19 protein-coding genes are annotated in these 17976 nt (G+C 66.7%); 9 read left to right on the forward strand and 10 right to left on the reverse strand.

The window, feature by feature from the left end:
* Positions 1–104: 104 nt before the first annotated feature.
* From hisF to dtd, 5 genes are all read right to left on the reverse strand, one after another.
* Positions 105–875, reverse strand: a complete 771-nt coding sequence (gene hisF / locus JWQ90_RS25945; RefSeq protein ID WP_299697976.1) for an imidazole glycerol phosphate synthase subunit HisF — start codon at positions 873–875, stop codon at positions 105–107.
* Positions 876–899: 24 nt separating this feature from the next.
* Positions 900–1625, reverse strand: a complete 726-nt coding sequence (gene hisA, locus JWQ90_RS25950) for a 1-(5-phosphoribosyl)-5-[(5-phosphoribosylamino)methylideneamino]imidazole-4-carboxamide isomerase (RefSeq protein WP_299697977.1) — start codon at positions 1623–1625, stop codon at positions 900–902.
* A gap of 150 nt (positions 1626–1775) precedes the next feature.
* Positions 1776–2417, reverse strand: coding sequence for an imidazole glycerol phosphate synthase subunit HisH (hisH, locus tag JWQ90_RS25955; RefSeq protein WP_299697978.1), 642 nt, complete (start codon positions 2415–2417; stop codon positions 1776–1778).
* 30 nt (positions 2418–2447) lie between these two features.
* Positions 2448–3044: an imidazoleglycerol-phosphate dehydratase HisB gene (gene hisB, locus JWQ90_RS25960; protein WP_366919601.1), complete on the reverse strand. Its 597-nt coding sequence runs from the start codon at positions 3042–3044 to the stop codon at positions 2448–2450.
* A 93-nt stretch (positions 3045–3137) separates the two neighbouring features.
* The gene (dtd, locus tag JWQ90_RS25965; protein ID WP_299697980.1) at positions 3138–3575 is read right to left on the reverse strand and encodes a D-aminoacyl-tRNA deacylase; all 438 of its coding nucleotides are present in this window, start codon (positions 3573–3575) and stop codon (positions 3138–3140) included.
* Positions 3576–3664: 89 nt separating this feature from the next.
* Between dtd and JWQ90_RS25970 the strand changes: the two genes are divergently transcribed.
* The 3 genes from JWQ90_RS25970 to JWQ90_RS25980 all read left to right on the forward strand — a co-directional run bounded on the left by JWQ90_RS25970 (position 3665) and on the right by JWQ90_RS25980 (position 6700).
* The gene (locus tag JWQ90_RS25970; protein ID WP_299697981.1) at positions 3665–4546 is read left to right on the forward strand and encodes a lysophospholipid acyltransferase family protein; all 882 of its coding nucleotides are present in this window, start codon (positions 3665–3667) and stop codon (positions 4544–4546) included.
* Between the two features lie 256 nt (positions 4547–4802).
* Positions 4803–5141 (forward strand): P-II family nitrogen regulator, encoded by a 339-nt coding sequence (gene glnK, locus JWQ90_RS25975; protein ID WP_299697982.1) that lies wholly within the window; start codon positions 4803–4805, stop codon positions 5139–5141.
* Between the two features lie 41 nt (positions 5142–5182).
* Positions 5183–6700, forward strand: a complete 1518-nt coding sequence (locus JWQ90_RS25980; protein ID WP_366919598.1) for an ammonium transporter — start codon at positions 5183–5185, stop codon at positions 6698–6700.
* A 180-nt stretch (positions 6701–6880) separates the two neighbouring features.
* On the opposite strand, the gene JWQ90_RS25985 is transcribed toward JWQ90_RS25980, so the two are convergent.
* From JWQ90_RS25985 to JWQ90_RS25995, 3 genes are all read right to left on the reverse strand, one after another.
* Positions 6881–7288 (reverse strand): hotdog fold thioesterase, encoded by a 408-nt coding sequence (locus JWQ90_RS25985; RefSeq protein ID WP_366919599.1) that lies wholly within the window; start codon positions 7286–7288, stop codon positions 6881–6883.
* 40 nt (positions 7289–7328) lie between these two features.
* The gene (locus tag JWQ90_RS25990; RefSeq protein WP_299697985.1) at positions 7329–7784 is read right to left on the reverse strand and encodes a DUF2062 domain-containing protein; all 456 of its coding nucleotides are present in this window, start codon (positions 7782–7784) and stop codon (positions 7329–7331) included.
* 70 nt (positions 7785–7854) lie between these two features.
* Positions 7855–8499, reverse strand: a complete 645-nt coding sequence (locus tag JWQ90_RS25995) for an arylesterase (protein WP_299697986.1) — start codon at positions 8497–8499, stop codon at positions 7855–7857.
* Here JWQ90_RS25995 and JWQ90_RS26000 point away from each other — a divergent pair.
* The 5 genes from JWQ90_RS26000 (at position 8474) to JWQ90_RS26020 (ending at position 15814) form a co-directional block, all read left to right on the forward strand.
* Positions 8474–9178: an ABC transporter ATP-binding protein gene (locus JWQ90_RS26000; RefSeq protein WP_366919600.1), complete on the forward strand. Its 705-nt coding sequence runs from the start codon at positions 8474–8476 to the stop codon at positions 9176–9178. The genes JWQ90_RS25995 and JWQ90_RS26000 overlap by 26 nt on opposite strands.
* A gap of 121 nt (positions 9179–9299) precedes the next feature.
* Complete coding sequence (locus tag JWQ90_RS26005; RefSeq protein WP_299697987.1) at positions 9300–11786, forward strand: FtsX-like permease family protein; 2487 nt, start codon at positions 9300–9302, stop codon at positions 11784–11786.
* A gap of 122 nt (positions 11787–11908) precedes the next feature.
* Entirely contained in the window at positions 11909–13432 is a 1524-nt protein-coding gene (locus tag JWQ90_RS26010; protein WP_299697988.1) for an HlyD family efflux transporter periplasmic adaptor subunit, read from the forward strand.
* Positions 13429–14964 (forward strand): glycosyltransferase, encoded by a 1536-nt coding sequence (locus tag JWQ90_RS26015; RefSeq protein WP_299697989.1) that lies wholly within the window; start codon positions 13429–13431, stop codon positions 14962–14964. The genes JWQ90_RS26010 and JWQ90_RS26015 overlap by 4 nt, the downstream gene beginning before the upstream one ends.
* On the forward strand, positions 14954–15814 hold the full coding sequence (locus JWQ90_RS26020; protein WP_299697990.1) for a polysaccharide lyase: 861 nt from the start codon (positions 14954–14956) through the stop codon (positions 15812–15814). Before JWQ90_RS26015 ends, JWQ90_RS26020 begins: the two co-directional genes overlap by 11 nt.
* A gap of 29 nt (positions 15815–15843) precedes the next feature.
* Here JWQ90_RS26020 and JWQ90_RS26025 read toward each other — a convergent pair whose 3' ends face one another.
* A complete protein-coding gene (locus JWQ90_RS26025) occupies positions 15844–16191 on the reverse strand; it encodes a hypothetical protein (RefSeq protein ID WP_299697991.1) in 348 nt (115 codons plus the stop codon).
* 109 nt (positions 16192–16300) lie between these two features.
* On the reverse strand, positions 16301–16729 hold the full coding sequence (locus tag JWQ90_RS26030; protein ID WP_299697992.1) for a hypothetical protein: 429 nt from the start codon (positions 16727–16729) through the stop codon (positions 16301–16303).
* Positions 16730–16873: 144 nt separating this feature from the next.
* Here JWQ90_RS26030 and JWQ90_RS26035 point away from each other — a divergent pair, with 144 nt between their 5' ends.
* A complete protein-coding gene (locus tag JWQ90_RS26035) occupies positions 16874–17851 on the forward strand; it encodes a malate dehydrogenase (protein ID WP_299697993.1) in 978 nt (325 codons plus the stop codon).
* The last annotated feature ends 125 nt before the right edge of the window (positions 17852–17976 follow it).

Genomic DNA, 17976 nt, shown 5'->3' on the forward strand with positions numbered 1-17976 from the left:
ACGTCGCCCGTTGTGGATTCCTGCGCGATCACCGGCACAAGGCCGTTCGCGTCCCACCTGACCTTCTCGAGCCAGCCCGCTTCTTCAGTTTGTGCTGTCACCGCTTAAATCCTCACCGAAATACCCTGATCGGCCATGAAGCGTTTCGCCTCGCCGACCGTGTGTTCGCCATAGTGGAAGATGCTGGCGGCAAGCACCGCATCGGCATGACCTTCGGTGATGCCATCGGCGAGATGCGCGAGCGAGCCCACGCCGCCCGACGCAATCACCGGAATTGATATAGCGTCGGACACCGCGCGTGTCAGCGCAAGGTCGAAGCCGCTTTTCGTGCCGTCGCGATCCATGCTGGTCAGCAGGATTTCACCGGCGCCCTTGTCGACCATCCTCGATGCCCATTCGACCGCGTCCAGCCCCGTGGCCTTGCGGCCGCCGTGGGTGAACACTTCCCAGCGCGGCGGCTCTTTCTTCTTGCTGACGCGCTTGCAGTCGATCGCCACGACGATGCATTGCACGCCGTAGCGTTCCGCGGCTTCGGTGACGAAGTCCGGCTTGTGTACGGCGGCGGTGTTGATCGACACCTTGTCGGCGCCGGCCTTGAGCAGCGCGCGCACGTCGGCGCTGGTGCGCACGCCGCCGCCGACGGTCAGCGGAATGTAGATCTCGCGCGCCACCGCCTCGACCGTCGCGAACAGCGTCGGCCGCTCTTCGGAGCTGGCGGTGATGTCGAGGAACACCAACTCGTCCGCGCCCTGCAGGTCGTAGCGGCGCGCAACTTCCACCGGGTCGCCGGCATCGCGAATCTCGGCGAACTTGATGCCCTTGACGACGCGGCCGCGGTCGATGTCCAGGCAGGGGATGATGCGTTTGGCCAGCATGGCAAAGCTCTCAGGCGGTCGCGATCATGCCGCTGATATTTTCAGGGCATCGGCGAGCGAAAACCCGCCTTCATACAGCGCGCGGCCGATCACGGCGCCGGCAACGCCTTCGCCTTCCAGATCCTTGAGCCTGCGGATGTCGTCGAGCGTGGACACACCGCCGCTGGCGAACACCGGCGTGTTGACCGCGCGGGCCAGCGCGCGCGTGGCTTCGACATTGAAGCCGGCCATCATGCCGTCGCGGCCGATGTCGGTGTAGATCAGCGCTTCGACGCCGTCGCGCTCGCAATGCACCGCGGCTTCGATCGCGTCGAAATGGGTCAGCTTGCTCCAGCCGTTCAGCGCCAGGCGTCCGTCCTTGGCGTCGAGGCTGACGATGATGTGGCGCGGATATTCCAGGCACAGGTCGCGCAGGAAGTGCGGCGTGTTGACCGCCTTGGTGCCGATGATCACGTAGGCAACACCGGCGTTGAGATAGCGCTGCACGGTCTCCTCGTCGCGGATGCCGCCGCCGATCTGCACCGGCACGTCGACCGCGGCGGCGATCGCCTCGACCACTTTCAGATTGACCGGCAGGCCCTTGAGCGCGCCGTCCAGATCGACGACATGGATGCGCTGCGCACCCTGATCCGCCCATTGCCTGGCCATCTCGACCGGGTCTTCGGAGAACACCGTGACATCGTCCATGTTGCCCTGACGCAGGCGGACACAGTGGCCGTTTTTAAGATCGATAGCAGGGATCAACAACATGGGAGCTTGAGCACGCGGCCGGATCAGACAGACGTAGACGGCGCAAGCGCCGCGAGACAATGGCGTAAGGAGAGAGTTCCCGAGAGACTCGACTCTGCCCGATCCCTGGACGCATTGGCAAGTTGGGCTCGGATCGCGTCGCTTTCCGGCTCAGGGATTGCCGTTCCACTCGGCAAAATTCGCCAGCAGCTGCAGGCCCGCCGCCTGGCTCTTTTCCGGGTGGAATTGGAAGGCGGCGATGTTGTCGCGGGCGATCGCCGAGGCGAAAGTCTTGACGTAGTCGGTTTCGCCGAGCACGTGTTCGGGGTTCAGCGGTTCGGCGTGATAGCTGTGCACGAAGTAGAACCAGCTGTCGTCCGGCACCTGCCGCCACAGCGGATGCGGCTGGGTCTGCCGGACCCGGTTCCAGCCCATGTGCGGCACTTTCAGGCGCTCGGCCGCGTCGGCCGGCGGGTCCGGAAAGCGCACCACCTTGCCGGGAAACAGGCCCAGCGCGGAGACGCCGCCGTTCTCGTTGGAGTGCTCGAGCATCACCTGCATGCCCAGGCAGATGCCGAGCATCGGCAGCTTCTTGGCGGCTTCGACGACCAGGTCGTTGAGCTCGAGCCGGCGCAGCTCGTTCATGCACGCCAGCACGCCGCCGACACCCGGCAGCACCAGGCGGTCGCACTTCAGCAGTTTTTCCGGATCGTAGGAAATCTCGATGCGCTGCGAGCCCGCGACGCGCTCCAGCGACTTGCCGAGCGAGTGCAGATTGCCCATCCCGTAATCGATGACGCCGATGCTAGACAAGGCAGTGCCCGTTGGTTTTTAGTTGGCTTTTTACAGGCTGCCCTTGGTCGAAGGCATGCTGCCTGCGGCGCGCGGATCGGGTTCCACGGCCATGCGCAGCGCACGGCCGAAGGCCTTGAAGATGGTTTCGGCGATGTGGTGGGCATTGCGGCCGCGCAGGTTGTCGATGTGCACGCTGATTTTGGCGTGGTTGACCAGGCCCTGGAAGAACTCGCGCAGCAGGTCCACGTCGAAGCCGCCGATCATCGCGCGCGGATACTCGACGTGGTATTCCAGGCCCGGGCGGCCGGACAGGTCGACGACGACGCGCGACAGTGCCTCGTCCAGCGGCACATAGGAATGGCCGTAGCGGCGCACGCCGAGCTTGTCGCCGAGCGCCTGGTCCAGCGCCTGGCCGAGCGTGATGCCGACGTCCTCGACGGTGTGGTGGGCGTCGATATGCAGATCGCCGCTGGCCTTGACGCTGAGATCGATCAGGCCGTGGCGCGCCACCTGGTCGAGCATGTGATCGAGGAAAGCCACGCCGGTGGCGAGGTCCGACGTGCCGGTGCCGTCCAGGTTGATCTGGACCTGGATCTGCGTCTCGCGGGTATCGCGGGCGATGCTGGCGGTACGTGCTGGCATGATCGGCTGGCAGCCGTCGAACAAAAAAAGGGCGCCAAGGATACTCCGCGGCGCGGATGTAGCAACAGTCGCCTTACGCCGCCCCGGGCCGCGGCTTCAGCTGGTCAGCCAGAACGTCACTGGCCCGTCGTTGGTCAGGCTGACCTGCATGTGAGCGCCGAACACGCCGCCGGCGACCTGCGAATGGCGCTCGGTGGCGAGTCTGGACAGATGCTCGAACAGCGCGCGTGCCCGCTCCGGCTCGGCCGCGGTCGAAAACCCGGGCCGGGTTCCGCTGCGCGTGTCGGCGGCCAGCGTGAACTGCGGAACCAGCAGCAAGCCGCCATCGATATCCGCCAGCGAGCGGTTCATGCGGCCGGTGTCGTCGGCGAACACCCGGTAGCCGAGCAGCCGCGTCAGCAGCCGTGCGGCGGCGGCTTCGTCGTCGGTTTTCTCGACGCCGACCAGCACCATCAGGCCCGCGCCGATCGCGCCGACCACTTCGCCGTCGACCTGAACCTGCGCGCTGGCGACTCTTTGCAGCAGACCGATCATCCAGCCTCCGTAGTGTTTCGTGCGCTCGTTGGCGAGTGCTTGTCTGAGCGCGCTACTTGAGACTTCGCCGCGGCTGCCTAGAATGGCGCATGTCGACCCTTTTGCGCGGCCTCTTCATCATCCTGGGCCATTTGCCGCTGCCGCTGCTGCATGGGTTCGCGGTGATTCTCGGCCGCCTCGTCTGGTACTTCCCCAACGATCTGAAGCGCGTCACCCAGTTGCATCTCGATCTGTGCCTGGAGGAACTGCCGCTGGCGGACCGCGATCAGATCGCCAAGCTCAGCCTGAGCCACATGGCCAAGGCAGTCTGCGAGGCGCCGGCAATCTGGTTCGGCCCGCAGGCTCGGATCAAGGCTTGGCTGAACGATGGTCAGGCGCGCGACAAGCTGCGCTCGGTGCTCGCTGAGGGCCGTGGCGCGATCATCCTGTGCCCGCACATCGGCTCCTGGGAACTCGCCGGCCTGTTCTGCTCCACGGTCGGCAGGATCACCTCGCTGTACAAGCCGCAGGGCGCGATCATCGACCGGGTCATCCTCGAAGGCCGCTCGCGGCTTGGCGCCAAACTGGTACCGACCACCGGCGGCGGGGTCAAGGCGCTGCTGCACGCGCTGCGCCACGGCGAGATGGTCGGCATCCTGCCCGATCAGGATCCGCCCTGGGGCGCCGGCGTGTTCGCACCGCTGTTCGGCCTGCCGGCGCATACCTCGGAGCTGGTTACGCGACTGGCCGCCCGCACCGGCGCGCCGGTCTGGTTCTGTTATGCGGAGCGCCTCGGCCATGGGCGAGGCTTCCGCTTCCACATCACGCCGGCGCCCCAGCAGGTCGACAATCCGGCGCTGGGCGCGGCGATGCTCAACCAGGGCATCGAGGCGGTGCTGACCCATCTGCCGGAACAATACTGGTGGAGTTACAAGCGTTACCGCCGGCAACCGGCCGGATCGATGAACCCTTATGCACGACTCAAGCGCTAGGGCCTGTTGACATGTAATCGGCGCAGCGACCGATTACATGTCAACAGGCCCTAGCTTGAGCGCAGCGGTGAACGCCGGCTCGTCGGCAGCGCACTAAAACAGTGCGAAGTCGGGCTCTCCTGAGGGTTTTCCCTCGTGTTACAGGGGGAAGTCACTGGCATGCTCCATGCTTTGTTGCAGTTCCGCAGACCGGGGATGCAGCCTGCGACGTGTGCAAGCAAATCAGAAATCGCTGCCAGTTCAAGGAGTTCAGACAATGAAGTTAATTGCAGCCATCATCAAGCCGTTCAAGCTCGATGAGGTTCGGGAAGCCCTGTCAGAGATCGGCGTCGCCGGCATCACGGTGACTGAGGTCAAGGGTTTTGGTCGTCAGAAGGGCCACACGGAGCTGTACCGCGGCGCCGAGTACGTGGTGGATTTTCTGCCGAAAGTGAAGATCGAGGTTGCCGTCGACGACGACAAGCTCGATGCCGCTATCGATGCGATCAGCAAGGCCGCGCATACCGGCAAGATCGGCGACGGCAAGGTGTTCGTTTTCACCCTCGAGCAGGCAGTGCGTATTCGCACTGGCGAGACGGGCAAGGACGCACTTTAAAACAGGTCGGATTCTGAATTTTTCAAAATCGAATAGGGGAGATGTCGATGATTCGTAAATTCGTGCTGGCCCTGGTGCTGGCCGCGTCCTGCGGCTCGGCTGCAGTCTGGGCTCAGGAACCTGCCGCTGCTGCTCCGGCGACGGAAGCCGCTCCAGCTGCTGCCGAAGCCGCCGCTCCGGCTGAAGCCGCACCTGCCGAGGCCGCTGCTCCGGCCGACGCACCCAAGGCGCCGACCTTCAACGAAGGCAACGTGGCCTGGATGATGACGTCCACCGCCCTCGTGCTGCTGATGTCGATTCCGGGCCTCGCGCTGTTCTACGGCGGCATGGTGCGCAGCAAGAACATGCTGTCGACACTGACGCAGACCTTCGCGATTTTCTGCGTGATCGGTGTGCTCTGGGTCGTCTACGGCTACAGCGTGGCGTTCTCGGACGGCTATAACGGCAGTGCTTATTTCGGCGGCTTCACCAAGATGATGCTGAAGGGCGTGGTCTACGACGCCAACGGCTTCTTCACCGCCACCGGTACCTTCAGCAAGGGCGTCGTCATTCCGGAACTGCTGTTTGCGGTGTTCCAGATGACCTTCGCCTGCATCACCGTCGCCCTGATCGCCGGCGCCTACGCCGAGCGCATGAAGTTCAAGGCCGTGATGATCTTCTCGGTCATCTGGTTCACGTTCTCCTATCTGCCGATGGCCCACATGGTCTGGTGGTGGGCGGGCCCGGATGCGTACAAGAGCGCCGATCAGGTCGACGCCGTCAACGCAACCGCCGGCTACCTGTGGCAGCTCGGTGCGCTGGACTTCGCCGGCGGTTCCGTCGTGCATATCAACGCCGGTATCGCGGGTCTGGTCTGCGCGATCTTCCTGGGCAAGCGTCAGGGCTTCGGCAAGGTCGCGATGGCGCCGCATAGCCTGGTGATGAGCATGATCGGCGCCTCGCTGCTGTGGTTCGGCTGGTTCGGCTTCAACGCCGGCTCCAACCTTGAAGCCAACGGCTACGCGGTGCTGGCCTTCGCCAACACCTTGTTCGCAACCGCCGCTGCCGCTGCCGCCTGGTTCTTCGCCGAGTGGATCTTCAAGGGCAAGCCCTCGCTGCTGGGCATCATCTCCGGTGCGGTCGCCGGCCTCGTCGCCATTACCCCGGCTTGCGGCTTCGTCGGTATCACCGGCGGCCTGATCATCGGCGCGCTGGCGGGTGTGGTCTGCTTCTTCTCGGTGGCCTACCTGAAGAAGCTGATCGGCTACGACGATGCGCTCGATGCCTTCGGCGTCCACGCCATCGGCGGCATGCTCGGCGCGATCCTGACCGGCGTCTACGTCGATCCGGCCAAGGGCGGCGTCGGCGTGTACAACAACTGGTTCGAGATGGTGGCGGGTTATTCCTCCGGCCAGATCATGATCCAGGTGAAAACGGTGATCGTGGCCATCGTGCTCAGCGCGGTGGTGTCGGCGATCGCCATGCTGCTCCTCAAGTTCACGATCGGCATCCGCGTCTCCGAGGAAGCCGAGAGCGAAGGTCTGGACGTCGCCGAACACGGCGAGAAGGCCTACAACTGAGGCTCTAGTTGAACGCTGGGCAGCACAATCCCTAGGGGTGTTGTCTTGGGGCGGGTCGAAAGACCCGCCCTTTTTCTTTGGGCCGACGGCTGTTGTAGGTCGGCAATCCCTTGCCGACGTGAGGCCTCGGTTGCGCATCGGGCTTCGCACGTCGGCAAGGGATTGCCGACCTACGCGCTGTCAACTCGTCACCAGCGGAATCACCGCCAGCGTGCAGCGCGAGATGCACACCGGCTTGTCGTTCTCGTCGCGGATGTCGATGCTCCACACCTGGGTGCGGCGGCCGATATGGATCGGCGTCGCGACGCCGGTGACCGTGCCGGATCGAATCCCGCGCAGATGGTTGGCATTGATCTCCAGGCCGACCACCATTTCTCCCGGCGCGACATTCAGTTGCGCCGCAACCGAAGCCAGCGTCTCCGCCAGGGCCACCGATGCGCCGCCGTGGAGCAGGCCGAAAGGCTGATGCGTGCGGCTGTCGACCGGCATCGTGCCGCTGACGCGCTCCTTGGTCATCTCTTTCAATTCGATACCGAGGGTACCGATCAAGGTCTTTTCGGGCGGGACAGGTAACGGGGCATGGGCCATTGTCGATCTCGGCTAGCCGCGGATTGCGGAAGCCGGCAGCTTAAAGCGGGCTTCGCGATCCTGCAGTGAGCCGGCGGCGCTCGGCGAGGTGCGTCAGCAGCGGACGCATGATCGCGTAGACCAGCGCGATCCAGACTGGCGCGCATAGCACCCAGATGCCGATGCCGCCGAGCAGGATTTCGCCGAAATCCCGGGTGCTCTGCCACGGCGCGGCGTCGAAGCGCGTTTTCAGTTCTTCGAACGACAAGCTCAGGTGCGGTGCGCCCAGCCATTCGCCGGCTTTCCACAGCGGCAGCAACAGCAGCAATTGCAGGCCAGTCATCAGGTAGTTGACCAGTTGCATCAGTGGATGATTCAGCTTCATCAGCGTGCCGACGATGATGCACAGCAGTGTCGTGGTGCCGAGAACCGGGAACAGTGACAGCACCGAAGCGACGGCGAAGGTCAGCGCCAGCTGGTGCGGCGTGATGCCGCGCCGCAGCTGCTCGATGACCATGCCGCGGGCGCGCGCCCGGAGCCCCTTTTTTTTCGCTGGCCCCGGGATGGGCGTCTCGACGGGCCTCACTTCAGCCCGGCTTCAACAGCGGCTTGAGGCTGGGCCAGACCGCCTCGACCATCTTCGGCTGCGACTCGGCCGAAGGGTGGATGCCATCGTCCTGGAACGCGCCGGGCACGCCGACCAGGGGCATCAGGAAAAACGGCAGCAGCGGCAGCTTGCGCTCGCTGGCGACCTGGCTGAAAGTGCGGCTGAAACCCTCGGTGTACACGGCGCCATAGTTCGGCGGAATGCGGATCTCGAACAGCAGCACCTTGGCCTTAGCCGCCAGGCTCAGGTCGACGAGCTTGATCAGGTTGTCGTGCAGCGCCTTCAGCGGCAGTGCGCGCAGGCCGTCGTTGCCGCCGAGCTCGATCAGAACGATTGCCGGCTTGTGCCGGTCCAAGGCCGGTGGCAGCCGCGCCAGGCCACCCGAGGTGGTGTCACCGGATACGCTGGCGTTGACCACGCGCCAGGAGTAGCCCTCACGGTCGAGCCGGCGCTGCAGCAGCGCGACGTAGCCGGTCTGCGCATCGAGGCCGTAACCGGCGGACAGGCTGTCGCCGAGCACCAGAATCACCGGCCTGGCCGGCGGCGGTTCGGCATGAGCCGGCGCGGCCAGTGCCGGTATCGCCAACAAAAGGATGAAGATGAGCGAAGGTAGTCGCAGCAGCATGGAAGCGTCGGTCCGGTCGGTGGTCGAAGCCAGGGGCGTTTCAAAGAAGATTAGCAGTGGCGCGGCCCAGCTCACGATCCTGGACGGCGTCGACTTGCGCATCGCTGAAGGCGAGCGTGTCGCGATCGTCGGCAGCAGCGGCTCCGGCAAGACCACCTTGCTGTCCCTGCTCGCAGGCCTGGATCGCCCGAGCAGCGGAGAAATCCTGCTCGACGGCCAGTCGCTGACGCCGCTGAATGAGGACGCGCGCGCCAGCCTGCGCGCCGGCCGCGTCGGCTTCGTGTTCCAGTCGTTCCAGCTGCTCGGCGGCTTCACCGCGCACGAGAACGTGATGCTGCCGGCCGAACTCGCCGGTCTCAAGGACGCGCCGGCGCGCGCAAAGGCGGCGCTGGAGCGTGTCGGCCTGGGCGCGCGGCTCACTCACTATCCCTACCAGCTTTCGGGCGGCGAGCAGCAGCGCGTCGCGATCGCGCGTGCCTACAGCGGGCAGCCGCGCATCCTGTTCGCCGACGAGCCCACCGGCAATCTCGACTCGGAGACCGGCGAGCGCATCATCGAGCTGTTGTTCGAGCTGAATCGCGTCAGCGGCACGACCCTGGTGCTGGTGACTCACGATGCGAGCCTGGCGGGGCGCTGTGATCGGCAGTTGAAGTTGAGCGGCGGGCGGATGGTGTCGTAATGAATTCCGATTGCGCACCTGTAGGAGCGGTCCTTGACCGCGATTCTGTTCTGCAGGCTTTCAATCGCGGTCAAGGACCGCTCCTACAGTTCCAGGATCAGCTGAAGCGCGAGATATCCCCATGCCGACCGCGCTGAAATTCGCGCTGCGCCGGCTGCGCCGCGGCTGGAGCAGCGGCGAGCTGCTGATCCTGACGCTGGCGCTGGTGGTATCGGTCGCCGCCGCCTCCGCGGTCGGTCTGTTCAGCGACCGCGTGCGCCGCGCGGTGCAGGCGCAGAGTGGCGAGGCGATCGGCGCGGACGCGCTGATCAGCAGTCGCGATCTGCCGTCGGCACAACTGGTCGCGCAGCTGCGCGGATTCGGGCTGCGTACCGCCATCAGCACCGAGCTGACCAGCGTCGTGCTGTCCGGCGACAACACGCTGCTGGTGTCGGTGAAGGCCGCGCAAACCGGCTATCCACTGCGCGGTGCGCTGCGCATCGCCGATCAGCCTTATGGCACGGCGCGCAGCGTCGCCGATCTGCCGCCTGCCGGCAGCGCCTGGATCGACGTGCGCGTCTGGCAGGAACTGGGTTTGCAACCGGGCGCGGCGATCCAGCTCGGCCAGTCGAGCTTTCGCATCGCCGGCATCATCGAGTACGAGCCCGATCGCGGCGCCGGCTTCACCGATCTGGCGCCGCGGGTGCTGATCCGCGCCGACGATCTGCCGGCGACCGGGCTGGTCAGCGTCGGCAGCCGCGTGCAGTACTCGCTGCTGCTGGCCGGCGCCGCGGACGCGCTGCAGAAAGCCGTGGTGCTGGAGCTGCCCAAGGGCGCGCGCTTTCTGAAACCCGACACCGCGCGCCCCGAAATCGGCCGGGCGCTCGGCCGCGCCGGGCAGTTTCTGGATATCGCGGTGCTCGCCGCGATCCTGCTTTCGGCTGCCGCGGTGGCCTTGTCGGCGCGGCAGCACGGCCAGGCCCAGCGCGATGAAGTTGCGCTGCTCAAATGCCTGGGCGCCAGCAGCCGCACGATCGCGGCGGTGCTGGTGCTGCAGCTGCTGGCGCTCGGCCTGATCGCGGGCCTGATCGGCGCGGCGCTTGGTTATGCCGGGCAGGCGGTGCTGGCGCTGATCATCGGCAGCCTGGTCGACACGCCCTTGCCCGCCGCGTCGTTGCAACCGCTGCTGACCGCCGCTGCGCTCGAGCTGGCGCTGTTGCTCGGCTTCGCCTTGCCGCCGGTGCTGCAGGCGCGGAGGGTGGCGCCGATTCGCGTGTTCCAGCGCGACGACAGCGCCGATGGCGGCGGCACCGTGATCGCGCTGACCGCGGTCGCCAGCGTGATCGGCATGCTGTGGTGGCAGGCCGGCGACGCCAGGCTCGCGCTATGGGTGCTCGGCGGCACGCTGGTGACCTGCGGCGTGCTCGCCGCGTTTGCGCTGCTGCTGGTGGCGCTGCTGACGCCGCTGCGCCGCGCCGGCCATACCGCGCTGCGCTTCGGCCTCGGCAATGTCGCGCGGCGTCGCGGCGCCAGCGTCGCGCAGGTGGTCGCGCTCGGTGTCGCACTGCTGGCGCTGCTGCTGCTCGCGGTGGTGCAGAACGATCTGCTCGATGCCTGGAAGCAGCGCGTGCCGGCGGATGCGCCGAACCAGTTCCTGATCAATATCCAGCCTGGGCAGGTGCAGCCGCTGCAGGCGTTCTTCGTGCGGCACGGTGTGGCCGAGCCGGCGATGTGGCCGATGGCGCGTGGCCGTTTGACCGCGGTCGACGGCAAGCCGGTGACCGCGGATTCCTACGACGATCCGGAAACGCGGCGCTGGATCAATCGCGAATTCAACCTGTCCTGGACCGAGCGTTTCGGCGAAGACAATGAGCTGATCGAAGGCCGCTACTGGGCCAGCACCGATGTCGGCAAGCCCGAGCTGTCGGTCGATGACTACGTGGTCGAGCGTCTGCACGTCGGCATCGGCTCGCAGCTGACACTCGCGATCGCCGATCGCGAAGTGACGCTGACCATCACCAGCATCCGCAAGGTGAAATGGGAGAGCTTCAAGCCGAATTTCTTTCTGGTGACGCCACCCGGCGTGCTGGACGAGGCGGCCGGCACCGCGCAATACCTGAGCGCGTTCCATCTGCCGCGTGAGCAGCGCGCGCTGCTGCGCGAACTGATTACCGCGTTCCCGAACGTGACCGCGATCGACATCGAGGCGACGATGAACCAGGTGCGCGGCATCGTCGACCGCGTCGTCGGCGCGGTGCAGTTCCTGTTCGCGTTTGCGCTGGCGGCCGGGGCCTGCGTGCTGCTGGCGGCGATCGAGAGCACGCGCGCCGAACGCGTGCGCGAGACCGCCTTGCTGCGCACGCTGGGCGCGCGGCGGCGCACGATCGCGCTCGGTCTGATCACCGAATATGCGGCGCTGGGCCTGCTCGCGGGGCTGGTCGCCGCGGCGGCCGCGCAGATCACCGCGCTGATACTGGCGCGGCAGGTTTTCGATCTGCCTTATAGCCTCAGCCCGCTGCTGTGGCTGGGCGGCGGACTCGGCGGCGCGCTGCTGGTGGTCGCGCTCGGCTGGTGGTCGCTGCGCAAGGTGCTGGATACGCCGCCGCGGGTGGTGCTCGCGGGAGGCTAGGCGTACTGCGCAGCGTGCCGTCTGTACGGCCGCCACACCTGCCTGTCGGAAGCCCCGGCCGCGGTCGCTGAATTCGTAGTGGTTTGTGCTACAGAACTGGCCGCAACAGGGGCGGAGCGCTGATGTCGGACACAAAGGCGGTACCGGGGACCAGCGTGGTTCCGACTTCGTTCGTCAGTCCTTCTGGCAAGCGAAGAGAGCCGCGCGTCAGCCTGCCGCTCATCGTTGAAATCCAGGGCTGCGATATCGAGGCGGCCGACTGGTCGATTGGCGGACTGTCGCTGTCACAACCAATGGATCGGATGCGGCCGGGCGACACCGTGCAGCTGTGCCTGCGTTTCGGCGGCGCCGATTCCGACATCCGTCTGCGAGACATCAAGGCCGTCGTCGTGCGCGCCGGCCCCGATCACCCGGCCGCGCTTTCTTTCGTCGGCTTGCAGCCGGGCCACCGCCATTTGCTCGAGCGCATCGTCGCGGATCATCTCGCCGGGCAGCTCAGCAGCTTCGAGGATCTGCTGACGCGCGGTCCGCGGCGCGCTTTGGCCACGGGCGCGACGGCTCGGGTGAAGCCGGCTTACCGCGTATGGCTGGCCGGTGGCGGACTGGCGTTGACCGTTGCCGTGCTGGGCCTGGTTGTGTACCGCGCGGTGTTCACGATTCGCTCGGCCTATGGTGGCGTGGTGGCGCCGCTGGTGACGGTGGTGGCGCCGGTAGCCGGCACGATCACGATGGAGCCCCCGACGTCGGGCCAGTCCTACGCGGCCGGCAGCGCGCTGTTCAACATCCGGCCGATCGCTCAGAACGATGCCGATCGTCTGCTCGGCCAGCGCACCGATCTGTTGGCCAGGCGCTCGATGCTGGAGCAGCAGCTGGCCGAATCCAGCCAGGTGATCAGCGCGATGCGCTCGTCCTACCGGACTCAGCGCGTGGCGACGGTCAAGCGGGTCGGCAGCCTGCAGAACCAGATCCAGGACAAGTCGGCGATGGTCGCCAAGATGTCGCTGATGCTGGCCTATGTGCCGATGATCCAGTTCGATCAGCAGCGCGCCGAGCTGGCGCAGCTGGAGCGGCAGCTGGCCGACGCGCAGGCCGAACGCGACAACCTGGACGCGCAGATCCGCCTCGCCGGCACCGGTGTGCTCAGTTCGACGGTCAACGACACCTCGCAGACGCCGGGCCGGCTGCGCGAGGAACTCGGCGGTACCGATCGCAGTCTGGCGGCGGTCGATACCGCACTCGCCGGCCTGCAGCGGCGGCAGATCGTCGGCAGCCCCTGCGACTGCCAGCTGCAGGCCCTCTTGCTGGCGGACGGCGCTTTGGCCCAGGCCGCGCAGCCGGTGCTGCGGCTGCGCCGGACCGGTGAGCAGCCGATCGTGCGGGCTCTGATCCCGGCGCGGTCGGCGAACCGGCTGTCTCCCGGGCTCGCCGCGGACGTGCAGCTCTCCGACGGCCGTGAAATCGCGGGCACCATCACGCGCATCAGCTACCGCGCCACCGACGAATGGAGCGGCGTTCCTCTGGGCCGCGACGTGCTCTTCACGATGGCTGCAGTGGAAGTGAAGCTGTCGTCGGCGCTGGCCGACACCGCCGACGGCACCGTCGCCGAAGTGCTGTTCCATCTGAAGCCGGCGCTGCGCTGGCCTTGAGCGCCGACGGCGGCATCGACGCCGGCATCGCGCCGGCGCAGACCTCCCTTGGGGGCTTTGCCGCCCACTCGCCGCGCAGCGAAAGCCTGGGGGGCGCGGCGGTGTTCCTGGTGCCGCTGTTGGCGATGCTGCTGCTGTCGCGCTCCGGCATCGGTGACGGTGCCCACCGGGCGGTGCTGGCCGGCCTGAGTCTCATCGGCCTCTGGCGCTATTCCTGGGCCATGACGCACTACCTGCGTGCCTGCTGGTATCGCCACTACACCTACCCGCGGCTGCGTGACGGCCTCGATCTGCAGCGCGACCGGGTCGACCATGTCGCCGTGGTGATCACCAGCTTCCGCATCGAGGCCGAGATCAATGCCGCGGTCTACGCGGCGCTGTTCCGCGAGCTGCTCGACTACGGCGCTCGCGCCACCGTGGTGGCCTGCATGACCGACCCGGCCGACGCGCGTCTGCTGCGCGCGGTGGGCACGGCCTGCGGCTGCGAAGGGCGCATGGACGTGTCGCTGATACCGCAGGCCGGGCTCGGCAAGCGCCACGCGATGGCGCGGGCATTGCGGCATCTGGCAAGCCTGGCGCTGCCGTCGAATTCGGCGGTGGTGCTGATGGACGGCGATACGCTGATCCGTCGCGGCATCCTGCGCCACAGCCTGCCGTTGCTGCGCCGCTATCCGGAGGTCGGTGCGCTGACCGTCGACAACATTCCGCTGGTGCGCGGCTCCACGATCAGTCGCGAGTGGTATCGGTTGCGCATGGCGCAGCGGCATCTGCTGATGTGCTCGATCGCGCTGTCGCGCAAGCTGCTGGTGCTGACCGGCCGCTTCTCGATCTATCGCGGTGCGATCGCCTTCGATCCGGGCTTCGCCGAGCGGATACTCGACGACGAAGTGCAGCACTGGCGTTTCGGCCGCATCAAGATGCTGTCCGGCGACGACAAGTCGACCTGGTTCTGGGTGCTGTCGCGCGGCTGGCAGATGCTCTATCTGCCCGACGCCAGCGTCTATTGCCTGGAGGAGCTGCCGTCGAAATCCTTCGTGCGCGGCTCGACGTCGCTGATGCGGCGATGGTTCGGCAACATGGTCCGTGCCAGCGGCCGCGCGCTGGGGCTGGGTTGGCGGCGCGTCGGTGTGTTTCCGTATCTGGTGCTGATCGATCAGCGGCTGTCGCTGTGGAGCGCGCTGATCGGGCCGACACTGTGCCTGACGCTGACCGCGTTCCAGGGGCCGCACGTGCTGGGTCTTTACCTGGTCTGGGTCGCGACCGTGCGCAGCGTGCAGGCGCTGATCGTCGGCCTGTTTGCCGGCCGCTTCAGCATCTGGTTTCCGCCGTTGCTGTTCTACGGCCAGACGGTCGGCTCGGCGATCAAGATCTGGGCGACGTTCCATCCCAATGTTCAGAACTGGACGCGGCAGAAGATCAGGGCCGCGGACAGCGTGCCGCATCTCGTATCGACGGTGCTGATGGCGATGTCGCTGCTGGTCTTCGTTCTTGGCGTAATCCTGCTCGGCGGCGTGCTCGATCATGTGCTCTGATCGCCGGGCCCGCTTGCCGCGGCTGCGGCCGATCGCGACGCTGGCCGCCGCCCTGGTGCTGCTGATGACGCTGCGGCCGGTCGCGGCCGCGCCCTGCAGCCGTAGTGGTGAGTGGCTCGCCAGCCTGCCGCTGGCCCCGGCCGCGAGTGCTGCCGATCTGCAGCGCATCTGGCGTGCGGCCGGCTACCAGCGGCTCTGGGGCGTGGCCGAGAACCTCAGCCTCGGTGCCGCCGACGCGGACGGCGGGCCGCTGCTGCGCCTGCGCTATCCGGCCGGCTCCTATGTGCCGTCGGCGACGGCGGCGCCGCGCGGCGGGGCCGGTTTCCTGGCGCCGCTACTGCGCCACGAAGGCCGTGGCGCAGTAGCGGCTTGCCTGCGCTACCAGCTGCGGGTGCCATCCGGTTTTCGCTTCGTCAAGGGCGGCAAGCTGCCCGGCCTGTACGGCGGCGACGCGCCCGGCGGCGGCAAGCCGGTCGACGGAATCGAGGGCTTTTCGATGCGTCTGATGTGGCGCAGCGGCGGCGACCTCGAGGCCTACGCCTACATCGCCAACGCCGCGCCCGGGACCAGCATCGGCCGTGGCGTCGCGCGGCTGCAGCCGGGCCGCTGGACAACGCTGGAACTGGAGCTGCGGCTGAATCGGCCGGATAGCAGTGACGGCAGCCTGGCGCTATGGGTCGACGGCGATCTCAAACTGGAGCGCCACGACCTGGCGTACCGCCGCAGCCTCGAGATCGCGATCGACGGTCTGATGTTCAGCAGCTTCTTTGGCGGCGACGACCCGTCCTGGGCTTCGCCGGTGGACCAGGTGCTGGAGTTCCGCGACTTCCAGCTGTTCCGTCCACGCTGAGCGCGCGCCGCACCGCCCGCAGGTTCGCGTCAAAGCACCGTGTAAACCATCAGAAATCCGGCCAGTACCAGCCCGGTCAACGACAGCAGGAACATGCCGTCGACGAGCCTGACGAGCTGCGGCAGATAGCGCCTGACGCGGGTACGCAGCGCCCAGACGATCAGGTAGGTGCAGATCAGAAAGCCGAGTGCGCATATCGCGAGCAGATCGTCGACCAGCGTGCCGGCCCGCGAACTCGCATTCATCGTGTGAAACAGCGTGACGCCGCCGATGCAGATACCCGACAGCGTGCCGGAGATCGACAGCAGGTGCAGCAACTCCTCCTTCGCCTGCAGGCTGGCGGGAGAGGCTTCGTCGGGCGGCGAGGTCATCAGCATGGAAAACGTTCAGCTCAACTCGTCAAAACCGGTGAGCCCCGGCTGCGCAGGTGCTCCTGAAACGGCCGCCTCGCGCGGGGCGCGGGACGGCCGGGCTTACTACCGGACGCTACTTGCAGCTGTGGTAGCGATCCGGCGATGTACCGGGCCCACCCTTGCGGCCGGGCGGATTTTCCCAGTTGGTACCGGGGCCACCGGCGCGTCCCGGCGGATTGTTGTCATTGTCAGACCAGCACTTGCGACCCTGGTTCCAGTAACCGTGCTTGTCGTTGTAGTAGCCGTAGTCGGGGTGGTAGTAGTAGCCGCCGCCGACGGCGCGGAACTGGTAGGTCTGATTGGAGATCACGATCGGGCGATCCGGCGACGCGCCGGGCCCACCCTTTTCTCCGGGCGGATTTTCCCAGTTGGTCCCCGGGCCGCCTGCGGGGCCAGGTGGATTGTCGTCGCGGTCGCGGGCCGAGCCGAGTGCCGGAACAAGTGCGAGCGCTGCCGCGATGAGCAGCAGCGAGATGCCACGAATGGGGGTATTGGGTTTCATGATGGTTCTCCTTGACGTGATACAACGCCTGCATCTAGGGCAGCCGGGCAGTTAACCCCTACTGAACCGCCTTGCCTGATGCCCCGCTGTCCAATGGATTAAAATCGCCGTCCTCTATCCGCCCCCGCTCCCGGAGTTCTTTTGATGAAAAAGCCCGTCAAGGTCGCCATTACCGGCGCCGCCGGCCAGATTGCCTATTCGCTCATCTTCCGCGTCGCCAGCGGCTCCATGCTCGGCCCGGATCAGCCGGTGATCCTGCAACTGCTGGATATCCCGGACTCCCTCGAGAAGCTCAAGGGCACGGTGATGGAGATCGACGACTGCGCGTTCCCGCTGGTGGCCGGCATCGTCGCCACCGCCGACCCGATGGAAGCTTTCGACGGCACCGACTACGCGCTGCTGGTCGGCGCCCGTCCGCGCGGCCCGGGCATGGAGCGCAAGGATCTGCTGACCGCCAACGGCGCGATCTTCGTCCCGCAGGGCAAGGCCATCGCCGCCAAGGCCAGCCGTGACGTCAAGGTGCTGGTGGTCGGCAACCCCGCCAACACCAATGCGCTGATCGCCGCCAGCGCCGCCAAGTCGCTGGACCCCAAGCAATTCACCGCGATGGTCCGCCTCGACCACAACCGCGCGATCAGCCAGCTCGCGAGCAAGACCGGCAGCTCCGGCAACGACATCGACAAGATGATCATCTGGGGCAACCACAGCTCCACGCAGTATCCGGACATCAGCCACACCACGGTTGCCGGCAAGCCGGCCAAGAGCCTGGTCGACCAGGCCTGGATCGAGTCCGATTTCATCCCGACCGTGCAGCAGCGCGGCGCCGCGATCATCAAGGCGCGCGGCCTGTCCTCGGCCGCCTCGGCGGCCTCGGCCGCGGTCGATCACATGCGCGACTGGGCGCTGGGCACCAACGGCAAGTGGGTGTCGATGGGCATTCCGTCGGACGGCAGCTACGGCATCGAGCCGGGCGTGGTCTACGGCTACCCGGTGACCTGCGCGGGCGGGAAGTACGAAATCGTGCAGGGCCTGTCGATCGACGAGTTCAGCCGCAGCCGCATGACCGCGACCGAAAACGAGCTGCGCGAAGAGCGCGCGGCGATCGAAGATCTGCTGAAGTAGGCGCGTCTGCCGTAAACAAAAACCCGCCGCGAAAACGGCGGGTTTTTTTGTTGCTTGCGAGCCTCCTGTGTAGGAGCGGGTCATACCCGCGACTGTGCCGGTGGGGCCTCAGTCGCGGGTATGAC

Origin of the sequence: Hydrocarboniphaga sp. (genome assembly GCF_028291725.1) — a bacterium.
Lineage (GTDB): Bacteria > Pseudomonadota > Gammaproteobacteria > Nevskiales > Nevskiaceae > Hydrocarboniphaga.